This window comes from Aureibacillus halotolerans, from assembly GCF_004363045.1.
Lineage (GTDB): Bacteria > Bacillota > Bacilli > Bacillales > DSM-28697 > Aureibacillus > Aureibacillus halotolerans.
Genome location: NZ_SNYJ01000002.1, coordinates 139,137 through 161,536, shown reverse-complemented (window position 1 = coordinate 161,536; position 22,400 = coordinate 139,137). Strand labels below are relative to the sequence as shown.

20 protein-coding genes and 1 riboswitch are annotated in these 22,400 nt (G+C 44.4%); of the genes, 12 read left to right on the top strand and 8 right to left on the bottom strand.

Annotated elements, in window-relative coordinates; all coding sequences use genetic code 11:
* Nucleotides 1-14 precede the first annotated feature (14 nt).
* From EV213_RS02950 to EV213_RS02930, 5 genes are all read right to left on the bottom strand, one after another.
* A complete protein-coding gene (locus EV213_RS02950) occupies nucleotides 15-1,184 on the bottom strand; it encodes an acetylornithine transaminase (protein ID WP_133578998.1) in 1,170 nt (389 codons plus the stop codon).
* Complete coding sequence (gene argB / locus EV213_RS02945) at nucleotides 1,185-1,958, bottom strand: acetylglutamate kinase (RefSeq protein WP_133578997.1); 774 nt, start codon at nucleotides 1,956-1,958, stop codon at nucleotides 1,185-1,187.
* A gap of 23 nt (nucleotides 1,959-1,981) precedes the next feature.
* Entirely contained in the window at nucleotides 1,982-3,208 is a 1,227-nt protein-coding gene (gene argJ / locus EV213_RS02940; RefSeq protein ID WP_133578996.1) for a bifunctional ornithine acetyltransferase/N-acetylglutamate synthase, read from the bottom strand.
* Between the two features lie 44 nt (nucleotides 3,209-3,252).
* Nucleotides 3,253-4,290 (bottom strand): N-acetyl-gamma-glutamyl-phosphate reductase, encoded by a 1,038-nt coding sequence (argC, locus tag EV213_RS02935; protein WP_133578995.1) that lies wholly within the window; start codon nucleotides 4,288-4,290, stop codon nucleotides 3,253-3,255.
* A 1,070-nt stretch (nucleotides 4,291-5,360) separates the two neighbouring features.
* Nucleotides 5,361-5,672 carry a metal-sulfur cluster assembly factor gene (locus EV213_RS02930; RefSeq protein ID WP_133578994.1) on the bottom strand — a complete coding sequence of 104 codons (312 nt, stop codon included), beginning with the start codon at nucleotides 5,670-5,672 and terminating at the stop codon, nucleotides 5,361-5,363.
* Nucleotides 5,673-5,859: 187 nt separating this feature from the next.
* Between EV213_RS02930 and EV213_RS02925 the strand changes: the two genes are divergently transcribed.
* Nucleotides 5,860-6,060 (top strand): hypothetical protein, encoded by a 201-nt coding sequence (locus EV213_RS02925; protein WP_133578993.1) that lies wholly within the window; start codon nucleotides 5,860-5,862, stop codon nucleotides 6,058-6,060.
* A 35-nt stretch (nucleotides 6,061-6,095) separates the two neighbouring features.
* Here the strand turns inward: EV213_RS02925 and EV213_RS02920 are convergent, their stop codons facing one another.
* Entirely contained in the window at nucleotides 6,096-6,380 is a 285-nt protein-coding gene (locus EV213_RS02920) for a hypothetical protein (protein WP_133578992.1), read from the bottom strand.
* Nucleotides 6,381-6,570: 190 nt separating this feature from the next.
* On the opposite strand from EV213_RS02920, the gene EV213_RS21185 reads away from it, so the two are divergent.
* The gene (locus EV213_RS21185) at nucleotides 6,571-6,693 is read left to right on the top strand and encodes a hypothetical protein (protein ID WP_279512744.1); all 123 of its coding nucleotides are present in this window, start codon (nucleotides 6,571-6,573) and stop codon (nucleotides 6,691-6,693) included.
* Between the two features lie 365 nt (nucleotides 6,694-7,058).
* On the top strand, nucleotides 7,059-7,322 hold the full coding sequence (locus tag EV213_RS02915; RefSeq protein ID WP_133578991.1) for a NifU N-terminal domain-containing protein: 264 nt from the start codon (nucleotides 7,059-7,061) through the stop codon (nucleotides 7,320-7,322).
* Nucleotides 7,323-7,582: 260 nt separating this feature from the next.
* Here EV213_RS02915 and EV213_RS02910 read toward each other — a convergent pair whose 3' ends face one another.
* Nucleotides 7,583-8,425 carry a BsuPI-related putative proteinase inhibitor gene (locus EV213_RS02910; RefSeq protein WP_166639137.1) on the bottom strand — a complete coding sequence of 281 codons (843 nt, stop codon included), beginning with the start codon at nucleotides 8,423-8,425 and terminating at the stop codon, nucleotides 7,583-7,585.
* 81 nt (nucleotides 8,426-8,506) lie between these two features.
* Entirely contained in the window at nucleotides 8,507-9,337 is an 831-nt protein-coding gene (locus tag EV213_RS02905) for a YitT family protein (RefSeq protein WP_133578989.1), read from the bottom strand.
* Between the two features lie 188 nt (nucleotides 9,338-9,525).
* On the opposite strand from EV213_RS02905, the gene EV213_RS02900 reads away from it, so the two are divergent.
* The 9 genes from EV213_RS02900 (at nucleotide 9,526) to EV213_RS02860 (ending at nucleotide 22,389) form a co-directional block, all read left to right on the top strand.
* Nucleotides 9,526-10,386, top strand: coding sequence for a DegV family protein (locus tag EV213_RS02900; protein WP_243739971.1), 861 nt, complete (start codon nucleotides 9,526-9,528; stop codon nucleotides 10,384-10,386).
* An 89-nt stretch (nucleotides 10,387-10,475) separates the two neighbouring features.
* Nucleotides 10,476-11,120, top strand: a complete 645-nt coding sequence (locus tag EV213_RS02895) for an ion channel (RefSeq protein WP_133578988.1) — start codon at nucleotides 10,476-10,478, stop codon at nucleotides 11,118-11,120.
* A gap of 207 nt (nucleotides 11,121-11,327) precedes the next feature.
* Nucleotides 11,328-12,164 carry a M15 family metallopeptidase gene (locus tag EV213_RS02890; RefSeq protein ID WP_133578987.1) on the top strand — a complete coding sequence of 279 codons (837 nt, stop codon included), beginning with the start codon at nucleotides 11,328-11,330 and terminating at the stop codon, nucleotides 12,162-12,164.
* A gap of 560 nt (nucleotides 12,165-12,724) precedes the next feature.
* On the top strand, nucleotides 12,725-13,591 hold the full coding sequence (locus tag EV213_RS02885; RefSeq protein ID WP_133578986.1) for an SDR family oxidoreductase: 867 nt from the start codon (nucleotides 12,725-12,727) through the stop codon (nucleotides 13,589-13,591).
* A 79-nt stretch (nucleotides 13,592-13,670) separates the two neighbouring features.
* Nucleotides 13,671-13,776: riboswitch (SAM riboswitch) on the top strand.
* 71 nt (nucleotides 13,777-13,847) lie between these two features.
* Nucleotides 13,848-14,975, top strand: coding sequence for a methionine biosynthesis PLP-dependent protein (locus tag EV213_RS02880; RefSeq protein ID WP_133578985.1), 1,128 nt, complete (start codon nucleotides 13,848-13,850; stop codon nucleotides 14,973-14,975).
* A complete protein-coding gene (locus EV213_RS02875; protein ID WP_133578984.1) occupies nucleotides 14,972-16,831 on the top strand; it encodes a bifunctional homocysteine S-methyltransferase/methylenetetrahydrofolate reductase in 1,860 nt (619 codons plus the stop codon). Before EV213_RS02880 ends, EV213_RS02875 begins: the two co-directional genes overlap by 4 nt.
* 23 nt (nucleotides 16,832-16,854) lie before the next feature.
* Nucleotides 16,855-20,301, top strand: coding sequence for a methionine synthase (metH, locus tag EV213_RS02870; protein ID WP_133578983.1), 3,447 nt, complete (start codon nucleotides 16,855-16,857; stop codon nucleotides 20,299-20,301).
* A gap of 637 nt (nucleotides 20,302-20,938) precedes the next feature.
* Nucleotides 20,939-21,718: a carotenoid biosynthesis protein gene (locus tag EV213_RS02865; protein ID WP_133578982.1), complete on the top strand. Its 780-nt coding sequence runs from the start codon at nucleotides 20,939-20,941 to the stop codon at nucleotides 21,716-21,718.
* Entirely contained in the window at nucleotides 21,715-22,389 is a 675-nt protein-coding gene (locus tag EV213_RS02860; protein WP_133578981.1) for a lysophospholipid acyltransferase family protein, read from the top strand. Before EV213_RS02865 ends, EV213_RS02860 begins: the two co-directional genes overlap by 4 nt.
* The last annotated feature ends 11 nt before the right edge of the window (nucleotides 22,390-22,400 follow it).

Below are 22,400 nucleotides of genomic sequence, written 5' to 3'. Positions count from 1 at the left end.
TACGTTCTGACTATTCATGATGTTGGTGCCGTCGAGTGGACGTGCGTTTCTTCAACTGTTTGAATAAGGACATCCAATGCTGCCGATAGATCTTCGTTTGAAATCACTAGTGGCGGCAATAAGCGAACGACGTTTTCACCAGCGGATACAGCAAGCACGCCCTTTGTTTGGAGCTCGAGCAAAATCGGTGCGGCAGGAATAGTAAGCTCAATGCCAATCATTAATCCTTTGCCACGAATTTCCTTCACGATGCTCATGTCTTTTAGACCATCATGAAGCTTTGAAAGGATCATATCGCCTTTTTGCTGAACCTCCTGCAAAAAGGCAGGTTGGTTGATTTCTTTCAATACGGCGTGTGCGGCAGCCATAGACACTGGGTTGCCACCAAATGTTGTCCCATGACTCCCTGGCGTGAACGCTTGAGCTAATTCGCTTTTTCCAAGGATCGCGCCAACAGGCAAACCATTGCTTAAGCCTTTCGCTACAGTAATGATGTCCGGATCAAGCTCGTCATGCTGATAGGCAAATAATTTCCCCGTTCGGCCAATACCTGTTTGAATTTCATCAATAATAAAGAGCGCGCCATTTGCTTCACAAACCGTTTGAATTTGTTGCAAAAACGCTTTATCCGCTTGGTGAATACCACTTTCTCCTTGAATGACCTCAATTAGAACAGCAGCCGTTTCTGTGTCGACCGCTTTTTCAAGGGCGTTGCCATCATTCAGTGGAACATGCACAAATTCAGGAAGCATATCGCCGTAGCCTTGCTTGATTTTGTCTTGCCCAGTTGCTGCCATCGCCCCAAACGTTCGACCATGGAAAGATTTTTGCAACGTAACCACTTTGCTGCGCCCTGTAAATTTTCTAGCGAGTTTTAATGCCCCTTCAATCGCCTCTGCTCCTGAATTGCAAAAAAAGGCTAGATCAAGATTCGTCTGTTCTGTCAATTGTTTTGCTACCTGTTCTTGTAAGGAGCTTTGAAACAAATTTGAGGTGTGCCAATATTTTTCTAATTGGTGCTGTACGGCAGAGGTCACTTTAGGATGACAATGTCCTAGATTGACAACTCCAAGTCCAGAGGTCAGATCAATGTAAGAATGACCATTTGTATCTGTCACCTTCACGCCTCGCGCTGATTCAAACTCAATTTCCCATTTTCCGTACGTTGAAAATAAATATGACATCTACACGACCTCCAGTGAGCGTTTAATTGTCGTTCCTCGAATGCATCCGTTGTTCTGTTTCATTGCTCCGTTCACAATCGCTACTTGCTGCAAACGATCATTTAATGTTGCTAAAGCAGCTCTAACCTTTGGTAACATTCCCCCGTAAATGGTTCCATCACTAATCAGAGCTTCGCATTCACTAATGCTCAACTCTTGAATAAGCTTATCGTCTTTTAAAATCCCAGGGACATCTGTGACAAACATGAGCTGCTCAGCATGCAAGGCATTGGCTACAGCAGCGGCAGCTGTGTCGGCATTTATATTGTAATGAACGCCTTCTTTGTCAACTCCAATAGGTGCGATGACTGGGACTATGCCTTTCAAAAATAATGCCTCTAGCACATTTGTTGTCACATGTGTCACTTCACCGACGAGACCTAACGTTTCTAAGCTGATCGGCTTGCACTCAAGCAAACCACCATCACAGCCAGAAAGCCCAGCTGCATCAACACCAAAAGATCGTAAACGAGTGACCAATCGTTTGTTCACACTTCCAGCGAGCACCATCTCCACGACGTTCATGACAGGCTCTGTTGTTTTCCGAAGCCCATCATGAAATTCCGTTTTGATATCAAGCTGTTGCAGCATCGACTGAATATCAGGTCCGCCTCCATGCACGATGACAGGCTGCTTGCCTTGTTCCTGCAACGCACGAAGCCCTTCAAAAAACGAATCTGATAATTGCTCCAGGGTACTCCCACCACATTTTAAAACAACGATTGGTCGTGTCATCGTTTCCTTCGTCCCTTCACCGGTTACGTTCGGTAACTGGCATTAATTTTTATATAGTCATACGTTAGATCACAGCCCCATGCTTTTGCATTGGCATGACCAACATTAAGATCTACTTTAATTGTGACCTGCTCTGATTTTAAGTACTCTGTCGCTGCTTCCTCAGAAAAAGGGAGGGGACGGCTTTCCTTCAACACCTGGAATGGCCCGATCCAAATATCAACGGCATCAGGATCTACCTTTGCATTGCTATGCCCAATCGCTTGGATAATACGTCCCCAGTTGGCATCTGCGCCATACACCGCTGTTTTGACAAGATCAGATCCAACTATTTTTTTGGCAACCTCGCCTGCTTCTTGCTCTGACTCTGCCCCATCCACCTGCACTTCAATGAGCTTTGTTGCGCCCTCACCATCACGTGCAATCATTTTAGCGAGATCCTCAGATGTCTGTCTGAGACCTTCAACAAATGTTTCCCACTCTGGATGATCTTGTGTAAGCTCGTCATTTTCTGCATGACCGTTTGCCATCACCAACACCATATCGTTTGTGGACGTTTCGCCATCCACTGTAATGCGATTGAACGTTTTATCCGTCACTTCTCGCAAAGCTTGGTGCAATGCTTGTGGAGAGATGTTCGCGTCGGTTGTCACAAAGGAAAGCATCGTCGCCATATTGGGGTGAATCATTCCTGAGCCTTTAGCTGCGCCAGCAATCGTTACTTCTTTTTGGTCAATTTCCATTGTCCAGCAAGTTTTTTTCACAATGAGATCGGTCGTCAGGATCGCGCGATTAAAATCATCAGCAGCCTCTAACGTAGGTTTTGGCGCGAGGCGGTCAATGCCTGTTTTAATTTTATCCAACGGCAGGTATTCCCCAATGACACCAGTTGAAGCCACAGCGACGTAATGCTCTGGAATGCTTAAATGCTGGGCCATGTGCTTTCTCATCGCAAAGGCGTCGTCATCTCCCTGCTTGCCTGTACACGCGTTTGCAAAAGCAGAGTTTACGACGATCGCTTGCAGCTTGCCTTCTTCTTCAATGCTGTTTTTCGTCACCTTTAATGGCGCCGCCTGAAAATGATTTAATGTATATACAGCTGCACTAGAGGCAGGCGTTTCTGAATAAATAACCCCGAGATCATTACGTTTGTATTTTAATCCTGCGTGTAAACCTGCCGCAGCAAACCCTTTAGGTGAAGTGATGTCTCCAGCCTTCTGATATTCTGGTGCTTTATGTGATGTCAACATGCGTCTAAGTCCCTTCCCTCTGGTCTAACCAGACCAAGTCAATTCTATGGATATACGGGCACCATTTGAAGCCCGGCTGTTTCTTCAAATCCTGCGAGTACGTTAAGATTATGGATCGCTTGCCCTGCTGCACCTTTGACCAAATTGTCAATGACTGAGACAATCGTCACGCGATTGGTTCGCTGGTCTAAAGTGAAGCCAATATCGCAAAAGTTAGACCCATAGACTTCTTTCGTCGACGGAAATTGCCCTTCAGGCCGAAGACGAACAAAAGGGGCAGAATGATACGATTGTTCATAGGCTGCACGAAGATCTTCTGCCTGCGTTCCAACGGTGAGTTTCCCGTACATCGTCGCCATTATCCCCCGTGTCATCGGCACAAGATGTGTACTAAACGTGATTGGGGTTAGCTTATCCGTCACCGTTGAAAGCATTTGTTCAATTTCAGGAGTATGCTGGTGTTGGTTGACTTTATATATCTTAAAGTTGTCGTTCATCTCAGGAAAATGGGCAATGGCAGACGCACTTCGTCCTGCGCCTGACGTCCCAGACTTTGCATCAATTAATAATGAGTCTGGTTCAATGAGACCTGCTTTTAAGAGCGGCAACAACCCAAGCAACACAGCCGTTGGATAACAGCCTGGATTGGCAATTAACCTCGCCTTTTTGACCGCTTCACCTGTCCATTCTGTAAGACCGTAAACGGCTTCGCTGAGCAAAGATTCATCAGCTGGTTTCTTTTTATACCACACCTCATAATCATCGGGATTCTTCAATCGCAAATCCCCTGACAAATCAATGACTTTTACGTTTTCTGCTAACAATGACGGGGACAGCTTTGATGATACGCCTGGTGGTGTCGCAAGAAATACTACATCGCAAGTGGCCCCGGCATGCTTTGCATCAAATGCCTGCAACACAAGCGAATTCATATCAAGCATATGTGGGTAACTCTCACTTAACGCTGCACCATCTTGTGTCGTTGAATACACTGCACTCACTGTTGCATATGGATGGTGGTTGATTAAACGAATTAACTCCGCACCACCATACCCCGTTGCTCCGACAATACCTACGTTCATTTCAGCCTCTCCTCCGTGTACATCCCATTTGAAGATTATTTTTTTGTGTCTATTTCTATTCTATTTTCTCTATCTGTTTCTTTTATAAAATTTCTTGTGGAGCGTTCCGTATCATTTCTAACAATGTAGTTGTAATTATACAGGAGTTATGCAATGTTTCAAGCCTTTTTATGTTTTTTTATTCATTAACCTTAATATTTATCCGAAAAAACGTTAAGGTATTTTAACGGAGTACGCTATTATAAATAATTCGGTCGAATCGCCATGGAAATACGGGTTTTAAATAAGCAGTAAACAAATGAAGAACTCTTTTTTTATGATGTGATAAGAACTAAAAAAGGGCTCATCTAGTGATTTAGCACCTCGAAGTCAGCTTCGTTACGGAAAGACGACCTTTTAGAATTTCAGAAATACAGGGTTGTGAGCTCCGGCACCATTCCTATTTACTGAATACGGCAGGCGTTGTTTGGGAGAGGTCAATTGATCAATATCACCTCGCGAATCGATGTTGCGCTTATTGCAATCACGACCGCTTCGTCAAAACACTCCGCTTGCACCATAAATGGTATAAGGTCAACATCGATTCGCGAGTACCTCATCGTGTTTACTTTACCGCCTGGCACGGCTTCAGCTTCCTTGGAATCTTGCTTTCCGAGGGGATCTTCAGCTCGCGCTGTTCCCGCAGGAGTCTACGCATTTTGACTACGCTGATGTTTGTTTCTGCGTAAATTTTTTTATTTTTATCCCGGTCTCTTATAACGAGTAAGAAACGTATTAAGGCGTGTCGCACCCAAACAAGACAAGGAATTGTATCGCTTCATGCAAGTTGGATCTTCTAGTGCAGTGATGCAGCAGTGCACTTATGTTTAGATAACTTGCGCATTGCGAAATCAACTTCAAAGCTGGCTGTCCTAACCTCATCGTGTTTTCTTTGCCGCCGGAGGCTGTTTTTAAAGATCCACATTTATGATTTGATTACAATTTAAATGTAGGAGTATTCTTTGAATAGAACACTCATTTTTTCAAAAAAAACATTGCCGATAATGCTCGGCAATGTTTTTTGACCTTTATCAATCAGGGACACCTAATGCTATTTTAGCCATTCGGGACATTTTGTCCTTTCCCCATGGCGGACTCCAAACAATATTTACATCGACGGATTCCACTTCAGGTAGCGCAGCAACTGCATTTTTCACTTCACTCTCAATTACACCAGCGAGTGGGCATCCCATCGCCGTTAATGTCATCGTTACAATAAGATGGCCATCGTCCTCAAGGTCAACATCATAGATTAATCCAAGGTTGACAATATCGATACCAAGCTCAGGATCGATAACATTCTCAAGAGCGCCCATAATATATTCTTTCATTGCTTCATCCATTTTGTTTCACTCCTTTCTTCTATGTATTATACCTTTGGTGGCGTTTAATGAAAACCGCAAAGCTCATTCGACAAATTTCGACTTTTCCACAACAAAACAACTCAATATTCTACAAAGAATCCCAAAGGAATTCGTCTACAAAGTTTGAATAAGTATGAGTAACAACGAATGGATGAGGAGTTGAAGGATGTTGCCTGATGTTCACGTATACCATTATACCGGGAATCGTATTGTGATTAAAAATGTTCCCCAAGCCTGTAGTGATGAGCAATCATTTGCAATCCTTGCCAGCCTCCAAAAACAAATTGATGACTTAGAACGAATTATGGTTCCACAATCATCGTACCCATTTAATTCTATTGAGAGTTCCAGAGTTGTCACCGCATGAAACCTTCAAAATAAAAACGCCCGGATTGGGCGTTTTTATTTTGGTTCTTGTTTGTGTTCATTGTAATATTGTACGCCAAACTGAGCGCCTTCTGAAACCATTTTATTATCTGCCTCGTCTTGAGGATCTGGTATGCCCGCTTTGTCAACAGGGAGCGAATTATTCGAATTAAATTTATCCGTTACTTTTTGTTTCCAGTCTGTGTAGGTCGAGAAGAGCCTCTCTCGTTTGTCACGGTCTTTAAGTACCATAACTGAAGCAGCTGCGGCTCCTGCTGCCCCGACGGCAATGGAAGACATCATTATACGTTTGCGTTTCATTGTAAGTCATCTCCTTTGTTTGTTCGTTGTGAAGTCTTACAATTAGATTACCCTCCCTTCTCCTCATTAAACATTTCCGTTTATTCCCTTTTACTCCTACAAATACGACTCGACATGATGATTGAACTGGACTGTTGCGTGTTAAACTACTACTGCGTTTAACGTATGCTCATTGCAGGAGGCGATTTGGATGGGTCGAAAAAGCAAGTCCAAACGATTTACTCAGCAAGGAACACAGTCCGTGAAACAGCATGATCTGCGTTTTCCGTACCGCAGTACGTTTAGTGAAGCTGAGCAAAAAGCTGACCTTTAACGCTATTTGAGCATAGGCTACTGTCTAAGCGTTCAGGCTGATGACAAACGCTCACTTTCGTTGTTGCTTTGCCTTGCTCGGTGCTCATTGCCGTAATGGCAACTCTGCGCCTGCCAAGACTTTGCACTTAGATAAGACAAGCGTTTTCATTCAGCCTGAACATATGTTGAGAAGTACGCTCAATTTCTTCATTGCTTTATCTTGTTCGGTGGCGATCATTTCATTACACTTTTTAGCCTAACTCTTATCTATCTAAGTTTTTCTGCACTAAACGGTCAAGAAAGTTTGGTCATTCTTTCTGCTGTTCAGCTCAGAGAAGCCATGTTATGATGAATTCAATGAGATACTGTAAGGAGGAGTAAACAATGAAAGCAACAGCACAATATACACCTAACCCGAATGCAGTGAAATTTACTGCAGAGGAGCAGTTATTCGAAGGTGCCAAAAGCACTCACGGAAAAGCAGGGGATGACATCTCTCACCCTTTGCTAAAGCAAATTCTTGCTTTAGAAGGCGTCGACAGCATTATGGCGTATGGAGATTTTGTTTCTGTAAACAAAGTTGACGCAGCAAGCTGGGATACACTAGAACCAGCCGTGCTTGATGTGTTTGCTACATACGGCGTTTAATATTAAAAAGTTCTAAATAGGAAACAGAAGCTGAACGTGGGTGAAATCACGTTCAGCTTTTTTGTTCAAGCTGATGACAAATGCTTGCTTTCTTCGTTGCTTTGCCTTGTCCTTTGCTCATTGCCCTTATAGCTATTCCACGCTACCAGAATTCCGCACCTAGAAAATAATGCCATTAAGTCTCTAGCTTGTTCAAAAAATCTAAATGAGCCTCCACAACGTGTGGAGGCTCAAGCTTTATAATCGTAGTCAATTGTCTCTTATTGCTGAGTAAATTGCTCTAAGCGGACGCCTTGTTCTTTCCCTTGGTCATTTCTCAGCACAAGCATTACTGAGCCATTTGAGGGGAGCTCTTCATCTGAAATGTCAATCGGAAGGCTAAAGGATGTCCAACCTTCACTTCCCTCAACAGCTGGGAACTCACCGTTTTCTACAAATACATTATGACCATCTTCAATTGAATAAGAAAAAGGGCCACTAGCTACGTTTACTTCACCTTCGACTGTATACGTCCCAGCTTCACCTTCAACACTGACATCGCGAAAGACGCTTTCGTCAGCTTCAGCAACGTCAAATTCTTGCGTTACGGTTAGACCACCTTCTTCAAGCGTATCGGCAACTATAGTTGCTTCAAGCGTATAGGTGCCTGCTGGAACTCTAGAGCCTTCTGATGTGAGATCCCAAAATGGGGTCCAACGAAAATCACTTCCTGCTGCAATCGTTGTGCTACCAGTTGCTTGACTAAATGTACCGTCCGCACTGGAATCGTACACTTCTTCCCCAGCATCGTTTTTCACTACAAATTGAACGAGTTGCTCGGAGCTGTTTTCTAACGTGATGTCTTCATCAGACGAATTATCTAAAATCAGCGTCAAATCGGCCCCGTTTTCCCAAACGTCCGGCTCAGCAGATAATGAAAGCTGATCGGTTTGCGTCGCATCTGCTTCGCTGTCAGCCCCACTTGTCTCACCGTCAGTAGTACCTTCTTCTTCAGACTCTCCATTTGTCTCTTGGTCCGTTGTGTTGGCTGGCTCTGATGTAGAACATGCGCCAAGCGACAACAATGCGGCCAACATTACCATTGTAAACCAGTTGAATTTCATCGTCATACCCTCCTTGAAAATCCTTTCACCTTCTAGACGAAGGTGGCTTACGATTTGTTTCACTTTCCTACGAGCTAAGCTCTATTCTTTGCGGAAAAACCCATAAACCCCTGCTGTTTGGACAACGTTTGTAAATGCATGTGGATCAACTTCCCGAATGGTTTGCTCCAAATCATAAAGTTCATAACGTGTAATCACCATGATGAGCATGTCCTTTTTTTGTTTGGAAAAAGCGCCTCTGGCAGGCACTGTTGTAATGCCCCTAACCAGCTTTGCATGAATGGCTGCTTCTAGTTCTTCGGATTTACTGGACACAATCATCGCTGTTAATTTTTCATGTCTCGTATGAATGACATCAATAACCCGCGTTGTCGCATACAAGGCGACGAGAGTGTACAATGCCTTTTCAGGATCAAAGTAAATGCCTGCTGTAGCGATGATAATTGAGTTGAGCATAAAAAAATATGTACCAACAGGTCGATCCTTCATCCTTGAAAGAACCATTGCAATAATATCCATTCCACCAGTAGATGCGCCAAACTTTAACGTTAATCCGACCCCGACTGCTGAGCAAACCCCACCAAAAACAGCGTACAACAGGGTATCTTCAGTTTGCGGTAGAATTGGAATAATATCAAGGAATAAAGTTAGCATTAGGACGGACAAAAAACTATAAATCGTAAAGAGTTTGCCTACTTTCATCCAACCTAGAATGGTCACAGGAATGTTAAGAATGAATACGATCAGTCCTGTTAGCCCCGGGTTTTCAAGAATGGTGGCAATTAGCTGCGCCGCTCCGGTGAACCCACTTGCATACACATTAGCTGGGATCAGAAAAACGTTTAAGGCGACTGCATTCAAAAAAGCACCAAACATAATAACGATTATTTTTTTTATTTCATTCATGACCATTAAAGCAGCCTCTTTTCTTAGTGAAAATCATAAACCATGTTTCATTATAGGAGCACGAATGCACGGAAGCAACCACAAAAAAACTTTAATACGAACAGCAAAGAATTGAATTATTTTAAAGGTTTGATACACTTGTAAAGAAATGTGAGTTTGCGATTCGTTAAAATAAAAAAGGGGGTGGAGTTCAATTGACGACGATCTTAACCGATAGTGCATGTGACATGACGCCTAAATGGTGTGAAGAGCATGATGTCCTTATGTTATCTCTTGCAGTCATTTTGGACGGAAAAGAATACGAAGAGCATAAGGATATTTCACCAAAAGAAGTGTACGAAACAATGCGTAACGACAAAACAGTACCTAAAACTGCCCAAATCGGTCCTGACACCTTCTTAGCTACCTTCACAGCATTGGCAGAGCAAAAACAACCTGCAATTTATATTGCGCTTTCATCTGGACTATCTGGGACGTATCAAACCGCCGAGCTCATTCGGAAGCAAGTGCTTGAGGAACATCCTGATTTTGAACTAACCATCATCGACTCAAAGTGTGTTTCTCTTGGTCTTGGACGACTTGTCTATCAGGCCGTGCAATGGCGAGACAAAGGACTTTCCTATCAAGAGCTAATAAAGAACATAACGGACTTTGCTGAAACAATCGTTCATATTTTCACAGTCGATGATCTCGTGTACTTAGAGCGTGGTGGTCGTGTAAGCAAGGTCGCGGCATTTATGGGCGGATTATTGCATATAAAACCGATCCTCCATGTCGACGAGGGAAAGCTCGTCCCACTTGAAAAAACACGCGGCAATAATAAAAGACGGCAACGTATGCTGCAGCTTATGGAAGATCAGGGACAACAGCTTGAGAAGCAAACGGTCTTTATTAGTCACGGAGACGCTCCTGATGAGGCTGAGGCGTTCAAGCGTGACATTCAAGAACGCTTTGGAACGAGCTCTTTCTATATTAATACCATTGGAGCTGCAATCGGCTCGCATGCAGGACCTGGAACGATTGCATTGTTTTTTACAAACCAGCTCTCAGATTGATCGGAGCAGCGTCTTCCCTTATGAAGGCGCTTTTTCAATGAAGAAACTTGCCTGCTACTTTCTAGAAAAAGTAATGAAGGATGACGTTTATGCTGTGGCTAAGATTATATGAATGGCTAATGTTTTGCTGTATTATCTTATCTGTTGGAACGATTTGGTACGAATGGCCTTGGCAAGCCTCTATCATATGGGGAACGTGGAGTGTTTTTTTTGTCGATTATGTTGTACGTCTTTGGTATGCAAAGGATAAGTGGTTGTTTATACGTTCCAATCCATTTGATCTTGTCGCCTTAATCCCTTTGGATGCGTTGTACCAATCGGCAAAACTGGCTCGCCTTTTCCGAGTGATGCGATTGAAAACAATGACAAAACGTTTCTCAAATCCGTTGATTTCGACTATGAAAAACACAAAAAGGAGAACCCTCGTTTCAAGTAGCCTCCTGCTTGTATTCGTTTCTACGCTTCCATTCTACTATTATGAACCAATTGTAAAAAGTTATCCCGAAGCGTTTACATGGTCCATTGGAACACTTTTCCTCTTTGGAAATCAGGACGTTGATCCAGCCTCTTTTATTGGAAAAGCCACAGCCGTCATTCTAACGATTTTAGGTGTATGCATTCATGCATTGCTCGTCACTACCTTGACGAATGTCACTCAGATTTTCGTTAAGAAAAAGCAAAAACGAAAGGCAAAAACGAAGGACGCCAAAGAGCAAACAAAGTCAATGTCATAGCACACAGCTAACGAGCGTATCCACCCCTTAAAATAAAAACCTAATGTCGAAAAAATGATAGCTATTTACATTTTGTGAAAACAAAACTGTCCTATTCAATTTTAATGAAAGCTGGTGTTCAGCGTGTTTTTAAAAACACAAATATTGCGGTATAGTGCACTCATAACTTTGTTTATATTTGTCCTTTTAGGAGCCACAGCATGCTCTGTGACAGACAACAACACCCCATTAAATGAAACGACTCAAATTGAAGAAAAAGCGCCGTCATCCAATACGGCTGAAGCAGCCGATTCTGAGGATCATCAAACCGCTCAAAATGAAACTGTTGACGCTGGAACAATCCCTCCTGAAGCGGATGAAGGAGATAAGGATACTCCCGATCAAAGCGACACAGCACAAGCGAATGTAAACCCCCATTCATTCAATCCTGAAACAGATGCCACAGCAGATAATGTGTTAAAAGACCCGAGCAGCATTCTTGCGCTTGCAAACAAAACATACAGCTTGCCTGCTCCTTATGTACCAAATGATCTAGTTGAACCTAATGTAGACTTTCCTTTTACAGAGCAGTTGCCAAAACGGCTTCTCCGCCAAGTCGCCGCTTCTGCGCTTGAAGAGTTGTTTGCGGCCGCAGAAGCAGATGGAATTGAACTGTTTGCGATCTCTGGATATCGTTCCTATGATCGTCAAGAAGCTATTTTTGCAAGCAACGTCACACGCTACGGCAGCGAAGAAAAAGCGAATACGGTTAGCGCCTACCCTGGGGAAAGTGAACATCAAACGGGCCTTGCCATGGATGTGTCCGCAGCTTCAGTTGGAAATGCCTTAGTTGAAGAGCTGGGAGAAAAACCTGAGGGTATTTGGCTAGAAGAAAATGCCCATCGCTTTGGTTTTATTATTCGTTATCAGAAGGATACACAGGCAATTACAGAATACCAATACGAGCCGTGGCATCTTCGCTATGTTGGTAAAGAGCCTGCGCTAGCGATGTTCGAGCAAGACATAACGTTGGAAGAATATCTTGGTGTATACCCCCCTGAATAAATAGGATTTTGACAGACAAACTTAGATAAAGCTGGATAAACCTTCAATTAAGGGTTGGGATTGCTTTTTATGCAGAATAAACATTAGCGTAGTCAAAATACGTAGACTCCTGCGGGTACAGCTCGAGCTGAAGATCCCGCAGGAAAGCAAGACTCCGAGGAAGCTGAAGCCGTGCCCGGCGGCATAGAAAACACGACGAGGTCTTCTCGAGTCGATGTTGCACTTGTACCCGTAGGGTGAAAGCGAAGTATTTTGACGCAGCGGTGTCGTGTATTCTAACACCCAAAAGGACACAAGTGTAAAACGATCTTTTAGAAACTACAGTATTGTGAGCTAGAAATTTTAATCTCCCGAATACACAAGATGTCAATCAATCTATCTCACCTTGTTTCCACTAAGACACAGCCAACATTAAAGGTAATTTTTGCACTGCGAAAGTTGTAAAAACACGTAACAGATCGGAAAAACTATGATCTGATGCGTGTTTTTTTGTTTTTATCGTGAAGAAAAAAGGTAAGACTACTTATAGAAGACAAGCATAGTTCAAAGGAGGAAAAAAAATGAGATCCAATGAGTACCCTAAAGGTCAGCCAGCTCAAGCACAATCCAAACAACCCGGCAACGAATCAGAGATGATACCTCGCCCGTATACGAACAACCCTGAATACCTTCCTGCTGGAAAGCTTGAAGGGAAAAACGCCCTTATTACTGGTGGTGACAGTGGAATAGGCAAAGCTACAGCAATCGCTTATGCGAAAGAAGGTGCTCATGTAGCCATCGTCTATCTCAATGAGCATGAGGATGCCCAAGAAGTTCAACGCGAGATTGAAGAGTATGGTGGAGAATGTCTTCTGATTCCTGGGGATGTCAGTGATGAACAATTTGCCTCGGCTGCCGTTTCAAAAACAATTGAAGCATTTGGTGCGTTGGATATTCTCGTGAACAATGCGGCCGAGCAGCACCCACAGGAGCGTTTCGAGGACATTACAAATGAACAGATGAGACAAACCTTTGCGACGAATATCTTTTCCTTCTTTTATTTTACTCATGCCGCCCTTCCCCATCTGTCACCCGGTAGCGTAATCATCAATACGACTTCGATTACAGCATACAAAGGGAGCAAAAACCTTATCGATTATTCCGCCACAAAAGGCGCGATTACATCATTCACAAGATCGCTTTCGCAGCAGCTCATTGATCGTGGCATTCGTGTAAATGGTGTGGCACCTGGTCCGATTTGGACGCCCCTCATCCCAGCTACGTTTAAAGCAGAGGATGTGGCGAAATTTGGAGCAAATACGCCTATGAAACGTGCTGGTCAACCTGAAGAGTTAGCGCCTTCCTATGTGTTTCTTGCCTGTGAAGATTCATCGTATATGACAGGGCAAGTATTGCATTTAAATGGTGGAGCAGTTATTAACGGGTAAACGCGTTACTGAAAAAACGTTGCATTTTCGATAGCTGTCGTGTAAAGTTATGGCTAACAACTAAATCGTTTCATTCTTTTTCTTATCAAGAGAGGTTAAGGGACATGGCCCGTCGAAACCTCAGCAACCAGCCTCTAAGTGGGTACGGTGCTAAGTCCAGCAAGCATATGCTTGCAAGATGAGAAGAAGGATTTTTGAAAAAAACTCCTTCTTTTCGTGAGGGAGTTTTTTTCATACACAAGGAGGGTTTTAGAGGATGACAGAACAGCGTATTGACACTTTATTCGCACAAATTGGAAATCGTACAGACACAGAAACAGGTACGGTCTCTCCTGCCATTTATCTATCTACAGCATTTCGTCACAACGGCATTGGAGAATCGACTGGATATGATTATACACGCACAAAAAATCCAACACGTCACGTGCTTGAAGAAGCGATTGCGACACTGGAGGGTGGCGTAAAAGGGCTTGCCTTTTCTTCTGGCATGGCAGCAGTAAATGCTGTGATGACGATGTTTTCTTCCGGTGATGAACTAATCGTATCGCAGGACTTATACGGAGGAACATACCGTCTTTTTGACGTGTATGGCCAAACGAATGGCCTCACCTTCTCCTATGTTCATACGCACATCATTGAGGACGTTGAAAAAGCGATTACGAGCAAAACGAAAGCATTGTTCATTGAAACGCCAACGAACCCACTCATGCATGAATCGGATTTAGATGCCTTAGGCAAGCTTGCCAAGGACCATGACCTTCTCCTGATTGTGGACAATACGTTTTTAACGCCTTACCTTCAACGCCCTCATGAGATTGGTGCGGATATTGTGATTCATTCTGCAACAAAATACTTGGGAGGTCACAATGATGTGCTTGCCGGGTTATTGACTACGAAGGACGTTGCACTTGGGGAAAAACTTGCGACTTATCAAAACGCAGCTGGAGCGGTATTGTCCCCCTTTGACTCATGGCTCCTTATGCGCGGCATGAAAACGTTGCCTCTAAGGATGAGACAGCATACAACGAATGCCACGGCACTCGCTGCTTTTCTGGAGCAGCATGACTTAGTGGATGACGTTTTGTACGCAAACAGAGGCGGCATGCTCTCTTTTCGGTTGACCTCTGAGGCACTCGTTCCTCATTTTCTCAAGGCATTGAAGCTGATCTGCTTTGCCGAAAGCCTTGGCGGCGTCGAAAGTTTTATTACGTATCCCGCTACGCAAACGCATATGGACATCCCTGAAGAGATTCGTACAGCCTATGGCGTGTGCAACCGACTGCTTCGCTTTTCGGTTGGGATTGAAGATGCAGAGGATCTTATTCATGACGTTGACCAAGCACTGCACGTTGCTGCAACCCATCAAGAGGAGGCGTTACGATGACACTTCGAACGAAACTAGAAAACGATTTCGTCATTATGGATGGCGCAATGGGCACGTACCTTTACGATACGTATCAGGTCCAATCCTGCTTTGAAGAAGTTAATCTCACCCAGCCAACGATCATTACTGAAGTCCATAAATCTTATGTTGATGCTGGCGCTGATCTGATCAAAACCAATACGTATGCAGCAAACGCGATTAAGCTAGCAAAACATCAGCTTGCTGACAAAGTAATAGACATAAACGCGAAAGCCGTCGAGCTTGCAAAAGCCGCAACTGAAGGAACTGACGCCTATGTGGCAGGGACGATCGGAGGCATTCGTGGGGTCACACGGACAGAAACGACACTCGAAGAGATTGAAGCCTCTTTTCGCGAACAACTTCAGGTCTTCTTAGACAATGGCGTAGATGCAATTTTATTGGAGACCTATTATGATGAAGAAGAGTTGCACACTGTTCTCAAGATCGCTAGAGAAGCTACGGACGTTCCAATTATCGCTCAACTTGCTCTTCAAGAAGCTGGTCGGACGCAAAACGGAACGCCTTTAACAGCCGCATTTCTTACATTAGAGTCGTTAGGAGCCGATATTGTAGGCATTAACTGTCGCCTTGGACCTTACCATACAATTGAAGCTCTCCGCTACGTACCTCTAATGGAAGATGCATATATCTCTGCTGCGCCAAATGCTGGTTTGCCTGATGTACAGGATGGACGATTATTTTTCAAGGCACATGCTGATTATTTTGGCGAATGTGCACGCTCATTGCGAGACCAAGGTGCGCGTGTCATTGGCGGTTGCTGTGGAACAACCCCCGCTCATATTGCCGCTATGGCTGCTGCGGTCAGACCGTTAACACCGTTGACAGAAAAACAGGTCCCTCTGGCCCCTCACGATGTCATCGAGGTGGTTTCACAACCGCTTGGAATCGAACCTTTGCACGTCCAAATGAAAACACGCACATCCGTTATTGTTGAGCTTGATCCTCCTAAACATTTGGTTGTTGAGGATTATTTTAAAGGCGCTGCATTGTTACAAGAAGCCGGCGTTGATGCGATTACAATTGCAGACAACTCTCTTGCCTCACCACGTGTTTGCAATACAGCTATTGCGACCATTCTTAAAACCAAATACAATATTAATCCACTTGTTCATTTGTCCTGTCGGGACCGAAATTTAATTGGCTTGCAGTCCCACCTAATGGGGCTTCACACGGCTGGCATTCATGAAATCCTTGCGGTGACTGGCGATCCGACTAAAATCGGCGATTTTCCAGGGGCAAGCTCCGTATATGATCTACAAAGCTTTGAGCTGATCAAGCTTATGAAGCAGTTTAACAATGGCTATTCTCACTCTGGCAAACCACTAAAAGAAAAAACACAGTTCTCTATCGCAGGTGCCTTTAATCCGAACGTTAAATACCTTGATAAAGCGGTAAAACGCCTCGAGAAAAAAGTCGCGAATGGCGCTGATTATTTTATTTCTCAGCCCGTGTACAGTGAAGAGCAGCTCATTGATGTTGCTGAAGCAATAAAGACGTTAGACGCTCCACTCTATATCGGCATTATGCCACTCACAGGGCATCGAAATGCAGAGTTTTTGCATCATGAAGTGCCTGGCATTAAGTTAACAGACAGTACGCGAGCCATCATGGCTGCAACGAAAGATGATCCTGCTGCTGCAAGACGCGAAGGCATTGCGATGGCGAAGCAGCTCATTGATGTCGCTCTAGATTATTTCCCTGGCATTTATGTGATTACACCATTTTTAAAATACGAATGGTCGATTGAGCTCGTTCATTATATTCACGAACAAACGCAAAAGAAACAACAACCAGTTACGCCTTTTCTTCAATGATAGACAGCGGGAGGAATTTATCAATGACAACAACGATCGCAAACGAAATGCAAAAACGCATCCTCATTCTTGATGGCGCGATGGGAACGATGATCCAAAACGCCGATCTGTCTCCTGAAGATTTTGGCGGTGAGGAATATGATGGTTGCAATGAATACTTGAACTTAACGAAACCAGAAGCCATTACAGCCATTCATGAAGGCTATTTGGCGGCTGGTGCTGACATTATTGCGACGAATACCTTTGGAGCAACATCGATTGTCCTTGATGATTACGACCTTGGTACTCATGCGTTCAATATTAATAAGGTGGCCGCTGAACTAGCTGTCACTGCCGCACAAAAGTATTCAACCTCGGATCACCAACGATTTGTTGCAGGCGCATTAGGTCCAACGACGAAAACATTATCTGTGACTGGTGGAACCACCTTCGAGCATCTTGTGGATTGCTACCAGGAACAAGTGGAAGGTTTGATTGCTGGACGGGTCGATCTTATTCTCCTTGAAACGAGTCAGGATATGTTGAACGTCAAAGCGGCCTATGTTGGGATGAAGTCGGCCTTTGAAAAAACAGGCGTTAGCCTTCCACTTTTTGTGTCAGGAACGATCGAACCGATGGGAACGACATTGGCAGGGCAGACCATTGAAGCCTTTTATCTCTCACTAGAGCATATGAATCCTACGGCGGTTGGACTCAACTGTGCAACTGGACCAGAATTTATGAGAGATCACGTCCGGTCTCTCTCCTCTTTAGCGGCTTCAGCTGTCAGCTGTTACCCAAATGCAGGGTTGCCTGATGAGGAAGGAAACTATCATGAATCCCCTGAGTCGATTGCCAAAAAGCTTGGGGCCTTTGCGGAAAAAGGATGGCTAAATGTTGCCGGCGGCTGTTGTGGAACAACACCTGACCACATCGCAGCCATTGCGAATGAAATGCAGCACTATGCTCCGCGATTAATCCCTGAACGTTCTCCACAGCATATGGTATCTGGCATTGACCCCCTTATCTATGATGATACGATGAGACCATTAATGGTCGGCGAACGAACAAATGTCATTGGGTCCCGAAAGTTCAAACGTTTAATTGCTGAAGGCGCCTATGAGGATGCAGCAGAAATTGCCCGTGCTCAGGTGAAAGGTGGCGCCCATGTCATTGATGTGTGCCTTGCTGACCCTGACCGCGAAGAATTGGAGGATATGGAGAAATTCCTTTATCATGCGGTGAAGAAGGTGAAGGTTCCCCTTGTCATTGATTCCACAGATGAACTGGTCATTGAAAAAGCACTCCGTTACTCGCAAGGGAAAGCCATTATTAATTCGATCAATCTAGAAGATGGTGAAGAGCGTTTTGAAGCCGTGATTCCGATTGTCAAAGAATATGGTGCTGCTGTTGTCGTAGGAACGATTGATGAAACAGGCATGGCCGTCACGGCTGAACGCAAGCTGGAAATTGCGATGCGCTCCCATGATCTGCTCGTCGAAAAATATGGACTGCGCTCGAGTGATATCATTTTCGATCCACTCGTCTTCCCGATCGGTACAGGTGACGAACAGTATATTGGCTCAGCGGAAGCCACCATTGAGGGCATCCGCATGATTAAGGAAGCTTTACCAGAGTGCCTGACGATTCTCGGCATCTCCAATGTTTCTTTTGGTTTGCCCCCTGTTGGCAGAGAAGTACTGAATGCTGTGTATTTGTATCATTGCACACAAGCAGGCCTTGATTATGCCATCGTAAACACCGAAAAGCTTGAGCGCTACGCTTCAATCCCAAAAGAGGAAATCGCACTTGCCGACAAGCTGCTTTATGAAACAACAGACGCAACGTTGGCCGCATTTACAGAGAAATATCGCGGGAAAAAGAAGGTACAAGCCAAGCCAACCGAGCATATGAGTCTTGATGAACGGTTGCAATACTATATTGTTGAAGGCACGAAGGATGGCCTTACCGATGATTTAGGACTTGCGTTAAATGAATATGAGACTCCTCTCGCTATCATTAATGGACCTTTAATGACAGGTATGGCGGAGGTTGGTCGTCTGTTCAACGACAATCAGCTCATTGTCGCTGAGGTTCTTCAGAGTGCTGAAGCGATGAAATCCGCCGTTGCGTTTCTAGAGCCTCATATGGAAGCGAATGGCGGTAAGCAAGAGAAAAAAGCAAAAATTCTTTTGGCGACCGTCAAAGGCGATGTGCATGATATCGGGAAAAACCTTGTTGATATTATTCTAACCAACAATGGGTTTGACGTAGTGGATTTAGGCATTAAGGTAACGCCAGAGACGCTCATTCAAGCCGTTCAAAAAGAGCATCCTGATATGATTGGACTATCTGGGCTCCTCGTCAAATCTGCCCAACAGATGGTGATCACAGCTCAGGATTTAAAGCAATCTGGAATTGACTTACCGATCCTCGTTGGCGGAGCCGCGCTGTCGAGAAAATTCACCAACACAAAAATTTCGAATGAATACGATGGACTTGTGCTCTACGCAAAGGATGCCATGAATGGTCTGTCGATCGCCAATCGTTTGCAAAAACCGGAAGAACGCACAAAAATAAAGGCAGAGTTGGAGGTAGCTCGCGAAAAAGCAGCACAGCCTACCCCAGCGGCTGTCTTAGAAAAACGAGCTGAGCGATCGACACAGGAAGCTCCAGGACTTGATCAGGCCCCTGTATTTATTCCTCAAGACACGGACCAGCATGTTCTGAAAGAAGTCCCGACCGATCACTTGATGCCTTATGTGAACTGGCAAATGCTCCTCGGTCATCATCTCGGCCTAAAAGGGCGTGTAGATAAACTGCTGGAAAGCCAAGATCAACGCACGCTTGACTTAAAGGAAAAGGTTCAAGAGGTCATGCACGAAGCGGCCATTGAGGAAACAATCAAAGCAGCAGGGTTGTACCGTTTCTTCCCTGCCCAATCGGATGGGAACACTCTCCTTATCTATGACCCTGCTGATCAGACAACAGTCATCAATACGTTTGATTTTCCTCGACAGGAAAAACCACCGTTTCTCTGTCTTGCCGATTATGTCCGCCCTGCTTCTGAAGGTGTTATGGACTACGTCGCGTTGATGGCAGTCACGGCAGGCAGCGGTGTTCGAGAACGCTCGCAGGCGTATAAAGAAGCAGGCGAATACTTTAAGAGTCATGCGCTCCAATCCGTAGCCTTAGAACTAGCTGAAGGCTTCGCAGAACGTCTTCATCAGTTGCTGCGGGATCAATGGGGATTTCCGGACCCTGTAGACCTAGGTATACGCGATTTGTTTTCCGCCAAATATCAAGGGCAGCGGTTTTCTTTTGGCTACCCTGCTTGTCCGAACTTAGAGGATCAGGAGAAGCTGTTTAAATTGCTATCTCCTGAAAAAATCGGTATCCATCTTACTGAAGGGTTTATGATGGAGCCGGAAGCAAGTGTTACGGCCATAGTGTTCAGTCACCCCCAAGCCCGTTACTTTAATGTTCATTAACATATGAGTAGAGAATATGGGACAAAATATTTCATTCAATTTGTTCAATTGATCAAACTGCAAAATAGTGTTTGTGTTACTTTTTATACAAGCTACCATACGCTCGCTTTCCGCGGGCGAACTGCGAGCCTCCTTGGCGCGTATTCACGCGCACTGCGGGGTCTCGCTAGTGGTTGCTTTTTTGTTGATTATGATAATAGTGCTTAAAATATTTTAGTATTTCACATTCGACATTAGTGATCCAATCGCATGTCAAACGAGACTGGAAATATCCGAACGGACTCTGAAATTCTAAGTAACATTTCGGAGTCGGTTGTATTGATTTTCTAATTACATCTTGGGTTAAGGAATTTCTTGCCTCTACTAGTGCATTATGGCTCTGTTCGATCCTCTTCAGGCTGAGTGTTTAGTTTTGTTTCTTATAATGGAGCGCTAGAGAATTTCCTCTAGCGTTTTTTTGTAGTAACAGAGTACTTTTTTTCGAGATAGCAATACCGAACTGGCACGCGAATCCACCTGATCTGTAGCGCAAGAAATTGTTATTACGTGCGCTTAATCTTTTGGTTTTCTGTAGTGTATTAGTATACTGAACATACAGGGAAAAACGTTTATTGTTTGTTGAGGGGACGTAGGTAGAATGAAGGTTTCGATACATAAAGAACATGTCTATTATTTATTTATCATCTGGTATATTTGTGGCGGCTTTTTGTTGGGCTTTGACCTTTTGCCAGCTTGGATGAATTGGAGCAACGGTGTCTTTTTGCTGCTCGCTGGACTTGTCGGGGGCATTTACTTTTTCGTCGCCTTTGGACGACCTGGCGTGCTCTATGGGCTATTTGTCTTTCTCGCGACCATGGGTTGCGAGGCACTTGGTGTGCATTATGGGATCCTCTTTGGTTCGTATATTTACCATGGAGCGTTTGGACCTGAGGTTCTAGGCGTTCCTGTTGGCATAGGCTTTGCTTGGGTAATGGTCATGGCAACCTCACACGCGTTTACGACACGCATTCTCGCACGCATGACATCCAACCGCTTGCTTTTCCCCCTACTGGCTGCACTAACTGGAATGGTCATTGCCGTGACGATGGATTTAATTCTAGACCCCGTTGCTGCAGCACGCGAATACTGGACATGGGAGAAGAGCGGACCATACTTTGGCATTCCTACACAAAACTTTATTGGCTGGGCTGTGCTATCTTTCGTTCTTCACCTCCTAAAAAATCTTTTCATGATTCCTGTCAAGCCGGCGAACGTTTGGTGGGAGGAACGAATGATCTGGCTGTATGCACTTATCGTTGCCCTTTTCTCAATGCTTGCTGTGCAGGAAGGTGTTGAAGGAGCAGCGTATATAACGATAATGATCACAGCGCTATGGGTCGTCCTTTATATCCGTGGTCGGAAGGGTGAAATGCTATGATCCCCGCCAAACGTCAACCAGCGTTTGAATGGTTGTTTTCCCATATCGTTCATGCCATGCTTAAGCAGCATTTTTCCGCAGTGTATGTCCGCGGAGAGAGCAAACGTAACGTTACTGGGCCTATGCTTCTCTTCTCCAATCATTCAAACTGGTGGGATGGGCTCGTTTGTTTTTATCTCAGCCGTTCATTGCTACGAAAAGATGTTTACATGATGATGCATGAAAAAGGTTTAAAGCAACATCCTTACTTTTCATGGATAGGCGCCTTTTCCGTTGATAAATCTAGTCAGCGCGACATCATGCGATCTTTGCATTACGCCGAAGCACGTTTACAGGATCAGCACACCGTGTGGTTATTCCCTCAAGGGGATGAATATCATCAGGACACTCGCCCCCTCCTTTTTGAACCAGGACTATCCTATTTAAGTCAATGCCAAGGCTTGCATACACCACCAACCATTTATTCAATTGCCTTTTATTACAGCTATATTCATCGTAAAAAACCTGGATTGTTTATTGATATCTCAGCGCATCTTCCAATAAAGGATTGGGAGCATCTAAATAGAAAACAACGATCACTCTACTTTGAAAATGCATTGACTGAGCAGTTAAATAGCCTCAGAACCGACGTTTTACAACGATCTTACGCCTCTTTTGACGTGTTACTCTAAAAATGGGAGGG

Bases quoted from the DNA above. Each gene is read 5' to 3' on its own strand.
- EV213_RS02910 (WP_166639137.1), bottom strand. From the start codon at position 8,425: ATGAAATTCAACTGGTTTACAATGGTAATGTTGGCCGCATTGTTGTCG.
- EV213_RS02880 (WP_133578985.1), top strand. From the start codon at position 13,848: ATGACAGAACAGCGTATTGACACTTTATTCGCACAAATTGGAAATCGT.
- EV213_RS02930 (WP_133578994.1), bottom strand. From the start codon at position 5,672: ATGGATGAAGCAATGAAAGAATATATTATGGGCGCTCTTGAGAATGTT.
- EV213_RS02920 (WP_133578992.1), bottom strand. From the start codon at position 6,380: ATGAAACGCAAACGTATAATGATGTCTTCCATTGCCGTCGGGGCAGCA.
- EV213_RS02925 (WP_133578993.1), top strand. From the start codon at position 5,860: ATGTTGCCTGATGTTCACGTATACCATTATACCGGGAATCGTATTGTG.
- EV213_RS02915 (WP_133578991.1), top strand. From the start codon at position 7,059: ATGAAAGCAACAGCACAATATACACCTAACCCGAATGCAGTGAAATTT.
- EV213_RS02885 (WP_133578986.1), top strand. From the start codon at position 12,725: ATGAGATCCAATGAGTACCCTAAAGGTCAGCCAGCTCAAGCACAATCC.
- metH (WP_133578983.1), top strand. From the start codon at position 16,855: ATGACAACAACGATCGCAAACGAAATGCAAAAACGCATCCTCATTCTT.
- argJ (WP_133578996.1), bottom strand. From the start codon at position 3,208: ATGTTGACATCACATAAAGCACCAGAATATCAGAAGGCTGGAGACATC.
- EV213_RS02905 (WP_133578989.1), bottom strand. From the start codon at position 9,337: ATGGTCATGAATGAAATAAAAAAAATAATCGTTATTATGTTTGGTGCT.
- EV213_RS02895 (WP_133578988.1), top strand. From the start codon at position 10,476: ATGCTGTGGCTAAGATTATATGAATGGCTAATGTTTTGCTGTATTATC.
- argC (WP_133578995.1), bottom strand. From the start codon at position 4,290: ATGAACGTAGGTATTGTCGGAGCAACGGGGTATGGTGGTGCGGAGTTA.
- EV213_RS02875 (WP_133578984.1), top strand. From the start codon at position 14,972: ATGACACTTCGAACGAAACTAGAAAACGATTTCGTCATTATGGATGGC.
- EV213_RS02950 (WP_133578998.1), bottom strand. From the start codon at position 1,184: ATGTCATATTTATTTTCAACGTACGGAAAATGGGAAATTGAGTTTGAA.
- EV213_RS02860 (WP_133578981.1), top strand. From the start codon at position 21,715: ATGATCCCCGCCAAACGTCAACCAGCGTTTGAATGGTTGTTTTCCCAT.
- EV213_RS02865 (WP_133578982.1), top strand. From the start codon at position 20,939: ATGAAGGTTTCGATACATAAAGAACATGTCTATTATTTATTTATCATC.
- EV213_RS21185 (WP_279512744.1), top strand. From the start codon at position 6,571: ATGGGTCGAAAAAGCAAGTCCAAACGATTTACTCAGCAAGGAACACAG.
- argB (WP_133578997.1), bottom strand. From the start codon at position 1,958: ATGACACGACCAATCGTTGTTTTAAAATGTGGTGGGAGTACCCTGGAG.